8 protein-coding genes and 1 tRNA gene are annotated in these 14,544 nt (G+C 71.2%); 4 read left to right on the top strand and 5 right to left on the bottom strand.

All coding sequences use genetic code 11. The features are described from left to right. Window positions 1–142: 142 nt before the first annotated feature. Window positions 143–460, top strand: a complete 318-nt coding sequence (locus ABD883_RS04785; RefSeq protein ID WP_137318164.1) for an XRE family transcriptional regulator — start codon at window positions 143–145, stop codon at window positions 458–460. Window positions 461–487: 27 nt separating this feature from the next. On the opposite strand, the gene ABD883_RS04780 is transcribed toward ABD883_RS04785, so the two are convergent. Continuing rightward, window positions 488–1,852 (bottom strand): DUF418 domain-containing protein, encoded by a 1,365-nt coding sequence (locus ABD883_RS04780; RefSeq protein WP_345030296.1) that lies wholly within the window; start codon window positions 1,850–1,852, stop codon window positions 488–490. Between the two features lie 145 nt (window positions 1,853–1,997). Between ABD883_RS04780 and ABD883_RS04775 the strand changes: the two genes are divergently transcribed. Next, window positions 1,998–2,582, top strand: coding sequence for a TetR/AcrR family transcriptional regulator (locus ABD883_RS04775; protein ID WP_295690567.1), 585 nt, complete (start codon window positions 1,998–2,000; stop codon window positions 2,580–2,582). 115 nt (window positions 2,583–2,697) lie between these two features. Here ABD883_RS04775 and ABD883_RS04770 read toward each other — a convergent pair whose 3' ends face one another. Next, entirely contained in the window at window positions 2,698–4,530 is a 1,833-nt protein-coding gene (locus ABD883_RS04770; RefSeq protein WP_295688913.1) for a phosphoenolpyruvate carboxykinase (GTP), read from the bottom strand. Window positions 4,531–5,357: 827 nt separating this feature from the next. On the opposite strand from ABD883_RS04770, the gene ABD883_RS04765 reads away from it, so the two are divergent. Continuing rightward, window positions 5,358–5,430 (top strand) — tRNA-Arg (locus ABD883_RS04765). Window positions 5,431–5,730: 300 nt separating this feature from the next. On the opposite strand, the gene ABD883_RS04760 is transcribed toward ABD883_RS04765, so the two are convergent. After that, window positions 5,731–8,643 (bottom strand): ExeM/NucH family extracellular endonuclease, encoded by a 2,913-nt coding sequence (locus tag ABD883_RS04760; protein WP_345030293.1) that lies wholly within the window; start codon window positions 8,641–8,643, stop codon window positions 5,731–5,733. A 220-nt stretch (window positions 8,644–8,863) separates the two neighbouring features. Between ABD883_RS04760 and ABD883_RS04755 the strand changes: the two genes are divergently transcribed. Further along, entirely contained in the window at window positions 8,864–10,354 is a 1,491-nt protein-coding gene (locus ABD883_RS04755; protein ID WP_345030291.1) for a hypothetical protein, read from the top strand. A gap of 15 nt (window positions 10,355–10,369) precedes the next feature. On the opposite strand, the gene ABD883_RS04750 is transcribed toward ABD883_RS04755, so the two are convergent. Together ABD883_RS04750 and ABD883_RS04745 are read right to left on the bottom strand one after the other, a co-directional pair. Continuing rightward, window positions 10,370–10,669 (bottom strand): cupin domain-containing protein, encoded by a 300-nt coding sequence (locus tag ABD883_RS04750; RefSeq protein ID WP_101652542.1) that lies wholly within the window; start codon window positions 10,667–10,669, stop codon window positions 10,370–10,372. Between the two features lie 173 nt (window positions 10,670–10,842). Then, a complete protein-coding gene (locus tag ABD883_RS04745; protein ID WP_345030288.1) occupies window positions 10,843–14,400 on the bottom strand; it encodes a bifunctional proline dehydrogenase/L-glutamate gamma-semialdehyde dehydrogenase in 3,558 nt (1,185 codons plus the stop codon). Window positions 14,401–14,544 lie beyond the last annotated feature (144 nt).

Raw genomic sequence — 14,544 nt, 5'->3', positions numbered from 1 at the left:
TCGCCCGGGGGCGGCGCGGTCACCGGCATGACTGCGGATCCCCGCGCGGGCCGGGGCGGGTCCAGGCGCGGGAGTGCGCGGTGTCGCGCATTGTCACAGGATTGCCGGGTGCAGATCGGGGTGCCTCTGTCATGCTGGAGTCATGGATACGCACAATTCGCAGATCACGCCGGACCAGGCTCGAGCTGCGCGAGCGCTGGTCGAGGTGTCCCTGGAGAACATCGCGCAGACAGCCGGGCTCGAACCGGGGCAGATCCACGGCTTCGAGTACGGCCACCACAGCATCGATGCTGCGTCCACCGAGCGCCTGCAGCGCGCGCTCGAGCACTACGGCGCCGTCTTCATCCCCGAGGACGAGAAGCGAGGAGTGGGCGTGCGCCTCAAACACAACGCATCGAAGGCCCGGTCGCTCAAGCGCTGGGAGAACGAGGGTGGCCCCGTCGCCGCCGACGACATCTGAACCCTTCGCACTCGCCTCGGCCGTGAGTCAGCGCAGCCGCTCGAGCGCCGCGTGGCTGAGCCACTCGAGCGGCCCGCGCCGGGCCGGACCGGTGACCCACCGTTGCCAGGTGAGGATGAATGCCACCATGATGGCGAGGACGACGGCGAACCCGCCCACGCTGAGGAGCAGCCGGTGGTCCGGGAAGCGGCCGGCGATGTCGAGCCCCCAGCCGTAGAACAGTGCGCCGGCGACGAGGTTCTGGCCCACATAGCACGTCAAGGACATGCGTCCGACCGCCGCGAACAGGCCGGCTCCCGGGATCCCGGTGCGCGGGCGCTCGACTGCGGCGCCGTCGCGCGGTGCGGTGAGGTGCGCGATGAGAGCGAGCAGCCCGACCGCCACGAGGGTGGCGGTGAGATAGCGCTGGGCGAGGACCGCGGCCGGGCTGCCGATGACTCCGAGCGCGACGTCCGCGGGGACGGCCGCGGCTCCGAGCAGCATCCCGCGGCGCCGTCGGCGGGCACCGGCCGAGTCGAAGATCCCGGCGTCGTACAGCCGTGCTCCGACGATGAAGAGGCACACGCCCATCGCGAAGGTAAGGAGCGGCTCCGCCCGGAACATCACCGCGTAGTCGAGGCGGAAGAGCGCGAGCTCGAAGAAGCCCGCTTCGCGGTAGGGGTTGATCCCGTTCCACAGCGGCCAGGCGGCGGCGCTGTCCGCCGGCCTGCCGTCGGCGATGCCGGCGGCCTCGGGGAACAGCAGGAGGGAGGCGCTGAGGAGCAGGATGAGAGCAGTGTGGACGGCGCCTGCGATCCAGGCCCAGATCCGGGCCGTGCGCGGGCTCGTCGCGATGATCGCGGCGACGACGAAGCCGGTGAAGGCGTACCCCATGAGGATGTCGAACTCGGCGACGAGGAGGAAGTTGACGAGGCCGTCGACGAACAGCAGCGCAGCGCGCGGGGCGTAGGTGCGCAGCCATCCGCGGCGGCGCACTCCCTCTCCCGGCCGGTCCTCGGCCCGCGCGGCCCGGCGCTGCCAGGCGGCGTACTGGAGGGTGACGCCGATGCCGAACATCATCATGAGCAGCGCGAGGAACTTGCCGTTGGTGAGCGTGCTGAGGAGCTGGTAGGCGAGCGTCTCCGCGCCGGGCCTGAGTCCGGCGAAGGGATCGAGGAGCGACCCGAGCATGCCCGCCGGATGGGAGAAGAGCCAGATGTTCGTGCCGAGGGTGCCGAGCACGGCGATGCCGCGGGCGATGTCGAGACCGCCGATCCGCGCCGCCGTCGTCCGGCGACCGGTCGCGCCGCCGGCGGCTCCCGTCCCGGCAGGGGAGGGGGATTCGGGACGGTGCCCGCCGGCGGGCGAAGAGGGGAGTGATGAGGGGATGTCGGGGTGAGGGGAGTGCGTCATGGGACTGACAATACAAGTGTATTGCCCATTGTGCAATACACTTGTATTGTCGGTGTCGTCCAGGTGTCCGCACCGGTGTGCCGACGGACGCCGCCCCGCAGTTCGGCCGGGGCCGACGGCACGGCGACGGGAGGAGGCGAGGACGATGACGACCGAGAGCAGAGCGCGGATCGTCGAGGCGATCATCGCGGTGATCGCCGACTCCGGGATCGAGCGCGCGAGCGTGCGCGCGGTCGCACAGCGCGCAGGCGTGTCGGTCGGCGCGGTGCAGCATCACTTCCGGACGAAGGACGAGATGCTCGAGGCGGCGATGGAGCTGATTTCCGCGAACGTGACCGCCGGCGTCGGCGAGCTCGTCGCCGAGGGCGCCTCGGCGTGCGACGTGCTCCGGGAGCTCGCCGGAATGCTCGCGATCGAACGGGACGAGGATCGGGCGATGGCCGGTGTCTGGCTCGACTTCGTCGGGCTCGCCCGGGTGTCACCTGCTCTTGCGGAGATCCATTGCGCGGGATGGGCGCAGCTGCGCGCAGCGTTCGCGCGTCTCGTCGGTCTCGCGCACCCCGGACATCCGGCGCCGGCGGAGGCCGCCGAGACCGTGCTCGCGGTCTGCGACGGGATCGCGGTCGCCCGGGTCGTCGAATCCGACTTCATGACCGGTGAGCGCGCCGGCGCGATCGTCGAGCGCGTGCTCGCAGTGATCGCGGCCGAGGCGGAGCCGGGGGCCGGGTAGCACCGACTCGCTCCCGGAGACGCAGAAGAAGCGGGTGCTGTCCTGGCTCAAGGACAGCACCCGCTTCGGTCTGCAGGACTCACGCCGGGGCGGCGCCGTGCCGCACCCATGCGGATCAGGCGAGGCCGAGGCGCTCGCGGAGTTCGTCGACCTCGGACCGGAGGGCCGCGGGGACGGCATCGCCGAGCTCCGCGTACCAGGCTTCGATCGACTCGAGCTCGGTGTCCCACTCCTCGGGCTTGATCGCGAGGGCCTTCTGCACCTGCTCGGGCGTGATGTCGAGCCCGTCGATGTCGAGGGCACCCTCGGCCGGCGCGTAGCCGAGCGGGGTCTCGACGGCCTCGGCGGTGCCGGAGACGCGCTCGAAGATCCACTTGAGGACGCGTGAGTTCTCGGAGAAACCGGGCCACAGGAACGAGTTGTCCTCGTCCCGGCGGAACCAGTTGACGTAGAAGATCTCCGGCAGCTGCGCGCCCTCGGTGGCGCCGATGTTGAGCCAGTGCTGGAAGTAGTCGCCGACGTTGTAGCCGATGAACGGGCGCATCGCCATCGGGTCGCGGCGGACGACGCCGACCTTGCCGGTGGCGGCAGCGGTGGTCTCCGAGGAGAGCACAGTGCCCATGAACACGCCGTGGTTCCAGTCGGTGGTCTGGGTGATGAGCGGCATCGTCGTCTTGCGGCGGCCGCCGAACAGGATCGCGGAGATCGGCACGCCGTCCGGATTCTCCCACTCGGGCGCGAGCGTCGGAACGTTCTCGATCGGGGTGCAGAAGCGCGAGTTCGGGTGGGCGGCCGGGGTGTCGGACTCGGGGGTCCAGTCGTTGCCGCGCCAGTCGGTGAGGTGGGCGGGTGCCTCGTCGGTCATGCCCTCCCACCACACGTCGCCGTCATCGGTCAGGGCGACGTTGGTGAACACGTTGCCGCCGGCCTCGATGGCGCGCATCGCGGTCGGGTTCGTCGAGTAGCCGGTGCCCGGTGCGACGCCGAACAGGCCGAACTCCGGGTTGACGGCGTAGAGTCGGCCGTCCTCGCCGAAGCGCATCCAGGCGATGTCGTCACCGAGGGTCTCGGCCTTCCAGCCGGGGATCGTCGGCTCGATCATCGCGAGGTTGGTCTTGCCGCAGGCGCTCGGGAACGCGGCGGCGATGAACTTCGACTCGCCCTCCGGGTTGGTGAGCTTGATGATGAGCATGTGCTCGGCGAGCCAGCCCTCGTCGTGGGCGATCGCGGAGGCGATGCGCAGCGCGTAGCACTTCTTGCCGAGCAGGGCGTTGCCGCCGTAGCCGGAGCCGAACGACCAGATGGCGCGGTCCTCCGGGAAGTGGGTGATGTACTTCGTGGTGTTGCACGGCCACGGCACATCGTCCTCGCCCTCGGCGAGCGGGGCGCCGACGGAGTGGACGCACTCGACGAAGTCGGCATCGAGCTTCTCGATCGCCTTGAGTGCGGTGGTCCCGCAGCGGGCCATGACGAGCATGGAGAGCACAACGTAGGGGGAGTCGGTGACCTCGATGCCGAACATCGGCTGCTTGGCGTCGACGTGGCCCATGACGAAGGGGATGACGTACATCGTCCGACCCTTCATCGAGCCGGTGAAGAGATCGTTCAGGATCCCCTTCATCTCCTGCGGGTCCATCCAGTTGTTGAGGGGACCGGCGCCGGATTCCCCGTGGGTGCAGATGTACGTCCGGTCCTCGACGCGGGCGACATCGTCCGGGTCGGAGGCGGCGTAGTAGGAGTCCTTCTGCTTGTCGAGCTTGATCAGCGTGCCCGCGGCGACGAGCGCGTTGGCGATCTCCTGGCGCTGTGCGCGGTCGCCGGTCACCCACTCGATGCGGTCGGGCGTCGCGAGTTCGGCGACGGAGCGGACGAAGGACAGGACCTTCTCATTGGACGTCGGTGCAGCCTTGAGCTGGTCTTCGACTGAGCCACGGTCGAGGACGGTCATGGATGTCTCCTGATCTGTCGGGGTCTCCTGCCGCCAGGGGTGTGCGGCGACCGGATCCGGGTGCTGTGCATCCGCAAGTGGATGATCTCCACATTAGGAACGGGCGCAGAATATGACTGACGGGTAGAGGGTTTCCAGCCTGTGGATTGGGTCACAAAGAGATCACGAATGGTGTTTCTCGGTCATGCCGGTGACGGATTGTGCCAATACAGTGGCGGTTTATGTCAGGACGATGCTCGCTGGCCCCGCGCGGGGTGCTCTCCGGTGCCTCGCGGGTGCACTGGCCCGGGGCGTGCTGGGGGCCTGAGGAACCGGGGGCTTGAGGTGACCGGGGAGCGGGGTTGCCGGAACCTTTACGCGGCAGCTCCAGGTGCACTCCAGTGCGGATTCGGCCCTGGAACCGCACTGGAGTGACCGGGGAGCCGGCGTGACCGCACTGGAGTGGCGGGGGAACGGGGCGACCGCACTGGAATGGCAGGGGAAAGCGGCGACCGTGCTGGACTGGCAGGGGAACCGGGGGCTTGAGGTGACCGGGGAGCGGGGTTGCCGGAACCTTTACGCGGCAGCTCCAGGTGCACTCCAGTGCGGATTCGGCCCTGGAACCGCACTGGAGTGACCGGGGAGCCGGCGTGACCGCACTGGAGTGGCGGGGGAACGAGTCGAGCAGAGTGCTGATGCCCTGATGCTCTGATGGCCTCGGGCGGCCCGTGGTGCTCCGGGGTGGCCCGCGCCGAGCCGCTCGCAGTGAGAGGTGCCCAGCGATTTTCGGTTCCGCGGGAAGATGTGTATAGTTGTTTCGGTCGTCACGGCACTGCGCCGAGCGACGGGCGCCACTAGCTCAACGGATAGAGCATCTGACTACGGATCAGAAGGTTGGGGGTTCGAATCCCTCGTGGCGCACAGCACGGAACAGGCCCTCACCAGTCGGTGAGGGCCTGTTCTGCTTTCCGCTTCCCGGCCGCGCCGGCCGGTGGACGCTGCCGGCCTGCGCTGCAGGATCGATGCTCATGCTTCAGCGCAGCACACCTGCGTGCACGACCTCCGGCATACACGCGGTGGCCCCCGGCCTGCGCGCAGCGGCCCGGCGGGATCCGGTGCACCGGATCCCGCCGGGCCGCTCTCATGGACGACTGCCCTCGACCCCGGCTGCAGCCCGCACGTCGAGGCGCGAGCCGCAGCCTCAGGCCGGCCGCCCGGGGATCAGCCCCTGCGGCGGCGGGAGATCAGCAGGGTGAGGCCGCCGATCGCGAGGAGCGCAGCGCCGATCGCGAGCCCGCCGAGCTCGGAGCCGGTGCGCGGCAGGCTGCCGCCGTCGCGGTCGGAGCCGCGCTCGCCGGAGCCGGCGGTGTCGTCGTCCCGGTCGTCGCCGCCCTGGCCGTCATCGTCCTGACCCCGGTCGCCGCGGCCGTCATCGCCGCCGTCGGTTCCGTCATCACCCCGGCCGTCGTCGGTCGGCCGGTCGCCGGGCTCATCGCTCGGAGCCGGGTCGCCGCCGGGAGTGTCCGAGGGGGTCGGCTCCGCGGACGGGTCATCGCCGCCGGGCCCCTCGGTCGGGTCGTCGCTCGGACCGTCGGTCGGGTCCTCGCTCGGGTCCTCACCGGGTGCCTCGTCGTCCTCCACCAGGTCCACCCCCACGATCAGTGGGTCGTGGTCGGATGAGCGGAACGGGCCGGTCTCGTACAGGTCGGTGATGTTCGCGTTGTAGCGGCTGTACTCGAGGCCGATCGACTCGACGGAGTTGATGTTCCAGATGTCCGCACCGGTCGCGGCCGCGAACAGCGGCTCGGTGGCCAGCACGTGGTCGAGGCTGCCGGTGAGGCCGCCGAACAAGTATGTCGACTCCTCGGTCATCTCCTTGCCGATGTTCCGGTACCCGGCCTCGTAGAACACCTGCATGGGGTCCTCTTCGGTGTAGGCGTTGAAGTCCCCGAGCAGGAACGTGCGCTCGGTGCCGTGCGCGGCCTCCTGCTCGTCGGCGAAGGTCACGAGCGCTCGCGCCTGTGCGACCCGGTCCGCGTTCGAGGCGCCCTGCCCGTCACCGGAATCCGCGTTGCCGGGCCCCGAGCCGGAGCCCTTCGACTTGAAGTGGTTGGCGATCGTCACGAAGGTCGCGTCGTCGTCTGCCGCGGCCTGCTGCGCGCGGGCGCCGGCAGCATCGTCCGTGTCCGGGCCGTCGGTGACCGGTGCGAAGGCCTGCGCGAGCGGGGCGCGCGCATTGTCGAACGCCGTGTCGTCGAGGAGCACGGAATCGCCCACGGGCGCGACCTCGGCGGGCTGGTAGATGAACGCGGTGCGGATCGCGTCCTCGCCGTTCTCCGGCAGCTGCGCCGGCGATTCGGCGTATGCCCACTTCTCCGTGCCCGCGGCCTCGTTGAGCCGGGTCACGAGGTCCTGGAGCGCGGCGTCGCTGTCCTTGCCGAAGCGCGCGGAGTTCTCGATCTCCTCGAGCGAGACCACCGAGGTGTCGAGCGTGTTGATCGCCGACACGATCTTGGGCCACTGCCGGTCGAAGCTCGCCCGGTCGTAGGCGCCGCGCACATCGCAGTTGTTCGCCGTCGTCGGGTTGCCCTCGCGATCGGCGTAGTACCGGCAGCCCGACTCGTCCTCGCCGAGCGAGACGAAGTAGTTGAGGACGTTGAAGCTCGCGACGGTGACGTCCCCGCCGACCTCCCGGGGGGCGTCCTCGCGGGTGTTCTCCACCGTCACCGGCAGGGTGCTCTCCGCATTCTCACCGGTGAGGTGGGTGAGCGGCTGCATCCGCCAGGCATCGAAGCCGTAGCCGAGCACCATCGGCGAGGTGAACGCCGCCGGTGCGCCGACACGGACCGGGACGTCGCCGCCCAGGTAGGGGACCGGGGTCTCCGTCGCGCCGCGGGTGTAGTCGACCGTCGCGCCGTCGTCGAGCACATAGCCGCGCTCGGCGTTCGCGGCGGCGAGCTCCTGGGCCTCGGGCGTGCCGGGCCGGTGGACGTCGGTGGGCTGGCGGAGGGTGTCGGTGCCGTTGACCAGACCGACCTCGCCGTAGCGGTTCGTGCCGTAGTTGTCGGTCACCGTGACGGGACCGGACGGCTGCAGGAGCATGCCCTCGAGAGACTCGCGCGCCTCGTCCCCGTCGGGGAACTCCCCGGCGTAGGGCTTGGGTGCCGCGGCCGCCTCGGCGACCGGCCGGAAGCCGCCGGCGGCGACGGTGAGCTGGGTCTGCTCGTAGTACTCGGAGACCCGGCCGGTGAGCTCGACGAAGTCGCCGGTCTGCACCTGGCCGGCAGTGTCTCGGGAGTAGACGAAGATCCCGTGCGAGGCGCCGTCGAGTGCATGCTCGTCCCCGCCGGTGCCCTCGGTCTGGATGTAGTACCCGTTCAGGCCGCCGGTCGGGTAGACGGCGGTGACGACGCCGCGGGTGGTCACCGTCTGCCCGTCGAGCGGGCTCGCCGCACCGGTGCCCTGGATGTCGGCGATCGCGGTGATGTCGGCGGGGTCGGTGGGATCCGGGGTCGGATCCGTGGGGTCCGGTGTCGGCGTGGCGTCGGGGAGCGCGCCCGGGGTGGGGTCGCCGGCGGTCCAGGTGGTGCCGTCCCAGAAGATCGACCTGCCGCGCGGAGCGGTCGCCCCGGTGGGCGTGGCGGTCTCGCCGCGCAGCGCCTCGGGCACCGCGGCACCGGTCCCGGCGGTGACACCGCGGCCGCCGACCACGCCGCCGATCTGATCGAAGTCGACGAGCGTGCCGGCCGGGTCGATGAGGAAGACCGAGGAGCCGTAGCTGCCGTCCGCCGCGGCGCCGGAGTTCACCGAGTTGGTGATCGGCAGCCGCACGACTGCGGTGCCGGAGTCGTCCACCGCGGTGCCCGCGGGCAGGGTGGTCCAGTGGCCGGCGGTCTGCGGGGAGCCGCCGCGGCTCACCGAGCCGACGACGAAGCCGCCCAGGTCGGTGCCCGGCGCGCCCTTGATCTCGATGAAATCGGTGTCGTCGCCGCCGGCGTAGGCGATCTCCGAGATCTCGGTCGGGGCGGCGGCGAGGACCGGGGTGAGGCCGGGGAGTGCGGCGAGGGAGAGGGCGGCGGTCGCGGCGAGGACGCTCACCGCTCCCGTCCTGCTCGAGAGTCTGAGAATACGCATGGAGAACCTTCGTTCGGAAGCGGGAATGTCAGCACTGTACTCAGGCGACGCTCAGGAACGGATGGCCGGCGTCGCAACGCGAGTTGAACATCACACCAATCCGGCCCCGGTGCCGTCGCCGCGTCCGGCGTCGTTGGGATCCCGGCCCTGCCCGGCGGTCGTAGACTGGCGCCAAGGAATCTTGTTTCGAAGAAGGGTGCGGTGCGCAGTGGCGGTGCAGATGAGTGGTCGGTCCGGCTGGATCAGCAGGTCCGTCGCGGCGGGCGCGGCGGCAGTCCTCGTCGTCACCCTGGGCGCGTGCTCGACCGACTCGGAGAAGTCCGTGCAGTTCGTCGACACGCCGCCCGCCACCGCTGTGCTGCAGGGCGACGACGCCGCGCAGACCGCCGTCGAGCTCAGCTCCCTCCTCTTCGAATCCGCCGACGTCGCCGTCGTCGCGCCCGCAGATGCCGCCGAAGCCGCCGCCCCGGTGGCATCGGAGGCCCGGCTGCCGCTCCTGCTGGGCACCGAGCAGGCCGTCGCCGACGAGCTCGAGCGCCTCGGCGCCGATACCCTCATCACCCCGGCAGGTACCGACCTCGCCGCGCTCGGCGACGGGTTCGAGGTCGTCGAGGTGCAGGCCGACGACACCGGCGCCGTTCCCGAGGTGGCCGTCGACGAGCAGCCGGCCGGCGCCTCGCTCTTCGTCGACCCGGAGGCGGAGTCCCCGGCCGAGGTCGCCGCGCGCGCGAACATCGAGGCCGCCGGCGGATCCGTGGCCGAGGTGCCCGGCGGCGACCCGCGCCTCGACGGCGACACCGTGGCCGCCACGAAGGACGCCGCGGGCGATGACCCGGCCAGCGGTCTGCTCGCCCTCGGCGAGACCTTCGGCGAGGCTGACGACTTCACCGCGAAGGCCGCCACCGCGGCGACCGCCCCCGAGCTCCCCGGCGGCGGCCAGCTCGCCTTCCCGGGCCGGCGCATGATCGCCGCCTACGGCTCCCCCGGCGTCGCCTCGCTCGGGATCCTCGGCGAGCAGGACCTCGAGGAGACGATCGAGCGGGTCAAGGGGCTGGCCGAGGACTACGAGCCGCACTCCGACGTCCAGGTGGTGCCGGCGTTCGAGATCATCACGACAGTCGCCTCGGCGGTCCCCGGGCCCGACGGCAACTACTCCACCGAGCTCGACCCGGAGCTCATCCGCGAATGGGTCGACGCCGCCGGCGAGGCGGGCGTGTACGTCGTCCTCGACCTGCAGCCCGGCACCACCGACTTCCTCACCCAGGCCAAGGAGTACGAGGATCTGCTCAAGGAACCCCACGTCGGGCTCGCGCTCGACCCCGAATGGCGGCTCGAGCCCGGGCAGCGCCACATGGAGCAGATCGGCTCGGTGACCGCGGCCGAGGTCAACGAGACCGCCGAATGGCTCGCCGAGCTCACCGCGGAGAACTCACTGCCGCAGAAGGTGTTCATCCTCCACCAGTTCTCGCTCGGGATGATCTCCGACCGGCAGGACATCGACACCTCGCACCCCGAGCTCGCGATCGTCCTCCACGCCGACGGCAACGGCACCCCGGACCTCAAGATGGGCACGTGGAACGCGCTCCAGGAGGGGCTGCCGGAGGGCATCTTCATGGCGTGGAAGAACTTCTACGACGAGGACACCCCGACCTTCACCCCCGAGCAGACCTACGAGGTCGAACCGCGCCCCTGGTTCGTGTCGTACCAGTGATGCGCGAGCGGTCGATCAGCCGCGGCGCTGCTTGAACTCGACCTCGACGAAGGCGCACTCGGCATCCGTCTCGTTGATGACATTGTGCTCGCTGCCCACCGACCGGGTGTACGAGGCGCCGGGGACGATCTCATTGGCGAAGGTCTCCTCCGGCGTGACCACCGTCAGCGTGCCGGCGACGGTCGGCACGACCACGTAGTCCATCTCGTGGACGTGCATGCCGGTCTCCGTGCCCGGGGGGAACCGCCACTCGGTGACGCGGGTGAACTCGTTGTCGATCTGGACCGTGGCGATCGCCGGTGCGTACTCACTCATGCGTCCACGCTACTGCGAACGCCCACCCCCGCGGAAGACCGCCGGCGCACCCCGGGGCACGAGCCCGAGTGCACGGCATCCGTGGACACGACTGTGGGGCTTCCGGTGGAGTGTGGTGGCATCAGCGCCACCACACTCCACCGGAAGCCCCACACTCCCGAACGGACGCGCGATCAGCCGGCGCGGCGGTCGGGGCAGAGCGACTCCGCGAGCGCGTGGAAGCTGCGGCTCGGGTTGCCGAACCGGTGGAGCGTCATCGACACGGCCTGCTCCTGCACGAAGTAGCGGAGCTCGACGCGGCCGGAGCCGGTCACGGCATCGTCGACGACCGCGACCTCCGGGCGCTGCGCGATCGCGCCGGTGAGTTCGGGCTCGACCGCGCCGATCATCCGCACCCGTGCGCCCACCCCGTCGTCGTAGGCGCCGGATTCCACGCGCGCGGCGAAGTCGGCCGCCGACTCGATGGCGACGCCACCCACGCTGGTGGAAACCGCACCGGTGGACCCGGCCGTGCCCGAGGCGCCCGCCGGCCCGTCAGACCCTGCCGGCTGCCCGGCACCCCGGGCGGCGGCCTCGACCGCGGCGCGCACCTCGGCGGCGGCGTCGGGGGACACCGACCAGGTGATGGGGGCCTGGGCGAGCTGCGCGGCGTGCGCGGTGCGGGTGACCTCGAGAGCCAGTGCGGCGGCGGTGACGCGCACGGTGACGGCGCGCGGCAGGTAGCGGAAGATGTTCGCCTCGGCGGTGAGACCGGTGGGATCGGAGGCGCGGCCGAACTCCTGCTCCCACGCCCGCCGATCGCTCGCGCGGGCGGCGTCGAGCCAGGCCTCGTCGCGCACCGAGCCGTCCGACCAGTCCCCGAACAGCATGAGGTAGTTCGGGCCGCCGGCCTTGGACCCCAGGCCCACCGAGGACTTCTTCCAGCCGCCGAACGGCTGACGCTGGACGATCGCGCCGGTGATGCCGCGGTTGACGTAGACGTTTCCGGCCTGCACGGTGTCGAGCCAGGTCGCGACCTCGGCGGCGTCGAGCGAGTGGATGCCGGCGGTGAGGCCGAAGTCGACCTGGTTCTGCAGCTCCATCGCCTCGGCCAGCGTGTCCGCATGCATGAGGCCGAGCACCGGTCCGAAGCACTCGGTGAGGTGGAAGAACGAGCCCGGCTTCACGCCGTCCTTGATGCCCGGCGACCACAGGCGGCCGGAGTCGTCGAGCCGGCGCGGCTCGAGCACCCAGCTCTCCCCGGGCTCCAGGGTGGTGAGCGCGCGGAGCAGCTTGTCCGAGGGCTCCTCGGTGAGCGGGCCCATGGTCGCCCGGAGGTTCGCGGGCACGTCGACGATGAGCGAGGACGCCGCATCGACGAGCTGGCGGCGGTAGCGCTCGGAGTCGTAGGTCGAGTCGACCATGATCGCCAGCGAGGCCGCCGAGCACTTCTGCCCGGCGTGGCCGAACGCGGAGTGGACGAGGTCGGCCATCGCGAGGTCGCGGTCCGCCGCCGGGGTGACGATGAGCGCGTTCTTGCCCGAGGTCTCCGCATTGATGTCGAGCTCCGGGTTGAAGCCCCGGAACAGGGCCGCGGTCTCCGAGGCGCCGGTGAGGATGACCCGGTCGACGCCGGGGTGCGCGACGAGCGCCTTGCCGACCTCGCCCTCGGTCGGGGCGACGAGCTGGAGCACCTCGCGCGGGACGCCGGCCTCCCACAGACACTCGACGAGCAGCGCCGAGCAGTGCGGGGTGGGGCTCGAGGGCTTGTGGATGACCGCGGCGCCGACGGCGAGCGCGGCGACCGTCGACCCGGTGGGGATCGCGACGGGGAAGTTCCACGGCGGGGTGATGAGGACGAGCGCGTCCGGGGTGAACTCGGCGCCCTCCACCGCCTCGAGCTCGAGGGCGCGGTCCGCGTAGTAGCGGATGAAGTCGATCGCCTCGGAGATCTCCGGATCGGACTGGTCGAGCGTCTTCCCGGCCTCGGCGGCCATCGTCGCGAGGAACTCCCCGCGACGGGCGGCGAACACGTCCGCGGCGCGGAGCAGGATCTCCCCGCGGGCGCGGGCACCGAGCTCGCGCCAGGCGAGTGCGGCCTCGCGGCCGGAGGCGACGCGGTCGTCGACCTCCTCGACGGAGTCCAGGGATTCCGGGGCGGGGCGGGTGTCGAGCCAGCCCGGTGCGGACGACTGCTCGAGGAGCGCCCGTGCCCAGCGCTGGTTCGCCGGCAGCGAGGGGTCGGTGTCGGGCTCGTTGGCGAACCCGCCGAGCTCCGCGCCCGAGGTGTACGCCGCACCCTGCTCCGCCTCGGCACCGCGGTCCTGGCGGCGGGTGGGCAGGGGAGCGGTCTCGCCCTCGGCCTCGAGGACGGCGGCGAGGTCGTCGACCGAGGCGCGGAAGCGGTCCTCCTCGCGCCGGAACACGGCGTTGCCGTTGCGGAGCTCGAAGATCCCGGACATGAAGTTCTCGTTCGCCGAGTTCTCCTCGAGCCGGCGGACGAGGTAGGAGATCGCGACGTCGAACTCCTGCGGGTGCACCGCCGGGACGTAGAGGAGGAGATCGCCGACATCGGCGCTCACCGCGGCGGCCTGCTCCGCGGCCATGCCCTGGAGCATCTCGAACTCGACCCGGTCGGTGACCCCGCGGGCGAGCGAGAGCTCGTGGGCGAAGGCGATGTCGAAGAGGTTGTGGCCGGCGACGCCGATCCGCACCCCGGCCATCCGCTCGGGCGTGAACAGCCAGTGGAGGACGCGCTTGTAGTTCGCGTCGGTGGCCTGCTTGGACGGACAGATGGTGAGCTCCCAGCCGGCGACCTCGGCGTGCACGCGCTCCATCGCGAGGTTGGCGCCCTTGACCAGGCGCACCTTGATCCCGGCCCCGCCTGCGGCCACCCGGGCGCTCGCGTACTCGCTCAGCCGCTGCATCGCGCCGAGCGCGTCGGGCAGGTAGGCCTGGAGCACGATCCCGGCCTCGAGGTGCGCGAGCTCCGGGTCGTCGAGGATGCGCATGAACACGGCGAGCGTGAGCTCGAGGTCCTTGTACTCCTCCATGTCGAGATTGATGAATCTGCTGCCGGCCGGGGAGGCGGCGGCCTCGCGGTAGAGCGGCAGGAGCCGCTCGACGACGTAGTCGACGGTCTCGTCGAACGCCCACATCGACACCTGCGAGGCGACCGAGGAGACCTTGACGGACACGTAGTCGACATCGGACCGCTGGAGCAGGCGGCGGGTCTCGGCGAGGTGCTTGTCCGCCTCCTCCTCGCCGAGCACGGCCTCCCCGAGCAGGTTGATGTTGAGCCGGTGCCCGTCGGCGGTGAGCTCCGCGACGGCCTTCCCGAACTGCTTGTCGCGGGAGTCGACGACCATGTGGCCGACCATCGAGCGCAGCCGCGCGCGGGCGGCGGGCACGACGACCTGCGGCAGCACCGGGGCGAGCGCGGCACCGGCCTTGACCTGTGCGCGGTCGAGCGCGGACATGGTGTCCGGGGTCAGGCGGGCGACGTCGACGAGCGCGTCCGCGGCGGCGTGGACGTCATCGGTGCCGACGACCCGGTCGACGAAGCCGACGGTGAAGTCGAGGCCATTGGGATCGGAGAGGACTGCGGCGAGCCGGTCCGCGGCGGCGTCCTTGGCCGCGGGGGTGCCGGCGGAGATCCGCAGCCAGCGGCGCACCCGCGCCACTGCGGAGTCGGTGAGGGGCGCCAGTCCGGCGTCGGTGAGTGCTGGCATGGTCCCTGGGGTGCTGAGCATGATGTCCTCCGTCTCGAATCGTGCTGCTGGTCCGGCCCGGCGGCTGTGCTGGGCTCCGCCCGGACCGGCAGGCGGGCCGTGCGCCGACCGCCCGGCCCGGGTGTCCGCTCGTCGTCGAGCGCGGGCCTTCGTCCGTGCTCCCAG

It is taken from the genome of Brevibacterium pityocampae (assembly GCF_039541555.1).
In the GTDB taxonomy this organism is placed as follows: Bacteria; Actinomycetota; Actinomycetes; order Actinomycetales; family Brevibacteriaceae; genus Brevibacterium; species Brevibacterium pityocampae.
Note: the sequence above shows the minus strand (reverse complement) of the source record. Positions and strands in the feature narration are given on the sequence as shown.

What these genes read in the sequence shown, in the direction of transcription:
- ABD883_RS04775 (WP_295690567.1), top strand. Translation starts at nt 1,998, where the DNA reads ATGACGACCGAGAGCAGAGCGCGGATCGTCGAGGCGATCATCGCGGTG.
- ABD883_RS04785 (WP_137318164.1), top strand. Translation starts at nt 143, where the DNA reads ATGGATACGCACAATTCGCAGATCACGCCGGACCAGGCTCGAGCTGCG.
- ABD883_RS04760 (WP_345030293.1), bottom strand. Translation starts at nt 8,643, where the DNA reads ATGCGTATTCTCAGACTCTCGAGCAGGACGGGAGCGGTGAGCGTCCTC.
- ABD883_RS04750 (WP_101652542.1), bottom strand. Translation starts at nt 10,669, where the DNA reads ATGAGTGAGTACGCACCGGCGATCGCCACGGTCCAGATCGACAACGAG.
- ABD883_RS04780 (WP_345030296.1), bottom strand. Translation starts at nt 1,852, where the DNA reads ATGACGCACTCCCCTCACCCCGACATCCCCTCATCACTCCCCTCTTCG.
- ABD883_RS04755 (WP_345030291.1), top strand. Translation starts at nt 8,864, where the DNA reads ATGAGTGGTCGGTCCGGCTGGATCAGCAGGTCCGTCGCGGCGGGCGCG.
- ABD883_RS04745 (WP_345030288.1), bottom strand. Translation starts at nt 14,400, where the DNA reads ATGCTCAGCACCCCAGGGACCATGCCAGCACTCACCGACGCCGGACTG.
- ABD883_RS04770 (WP_295688913.1), bottom strand. Translation starts at nt 4,530, where the DNA reads ATGACCGTCCTCGACCGTGGCTCAGTCGAAGACCAGCTCAAGGCTGCA.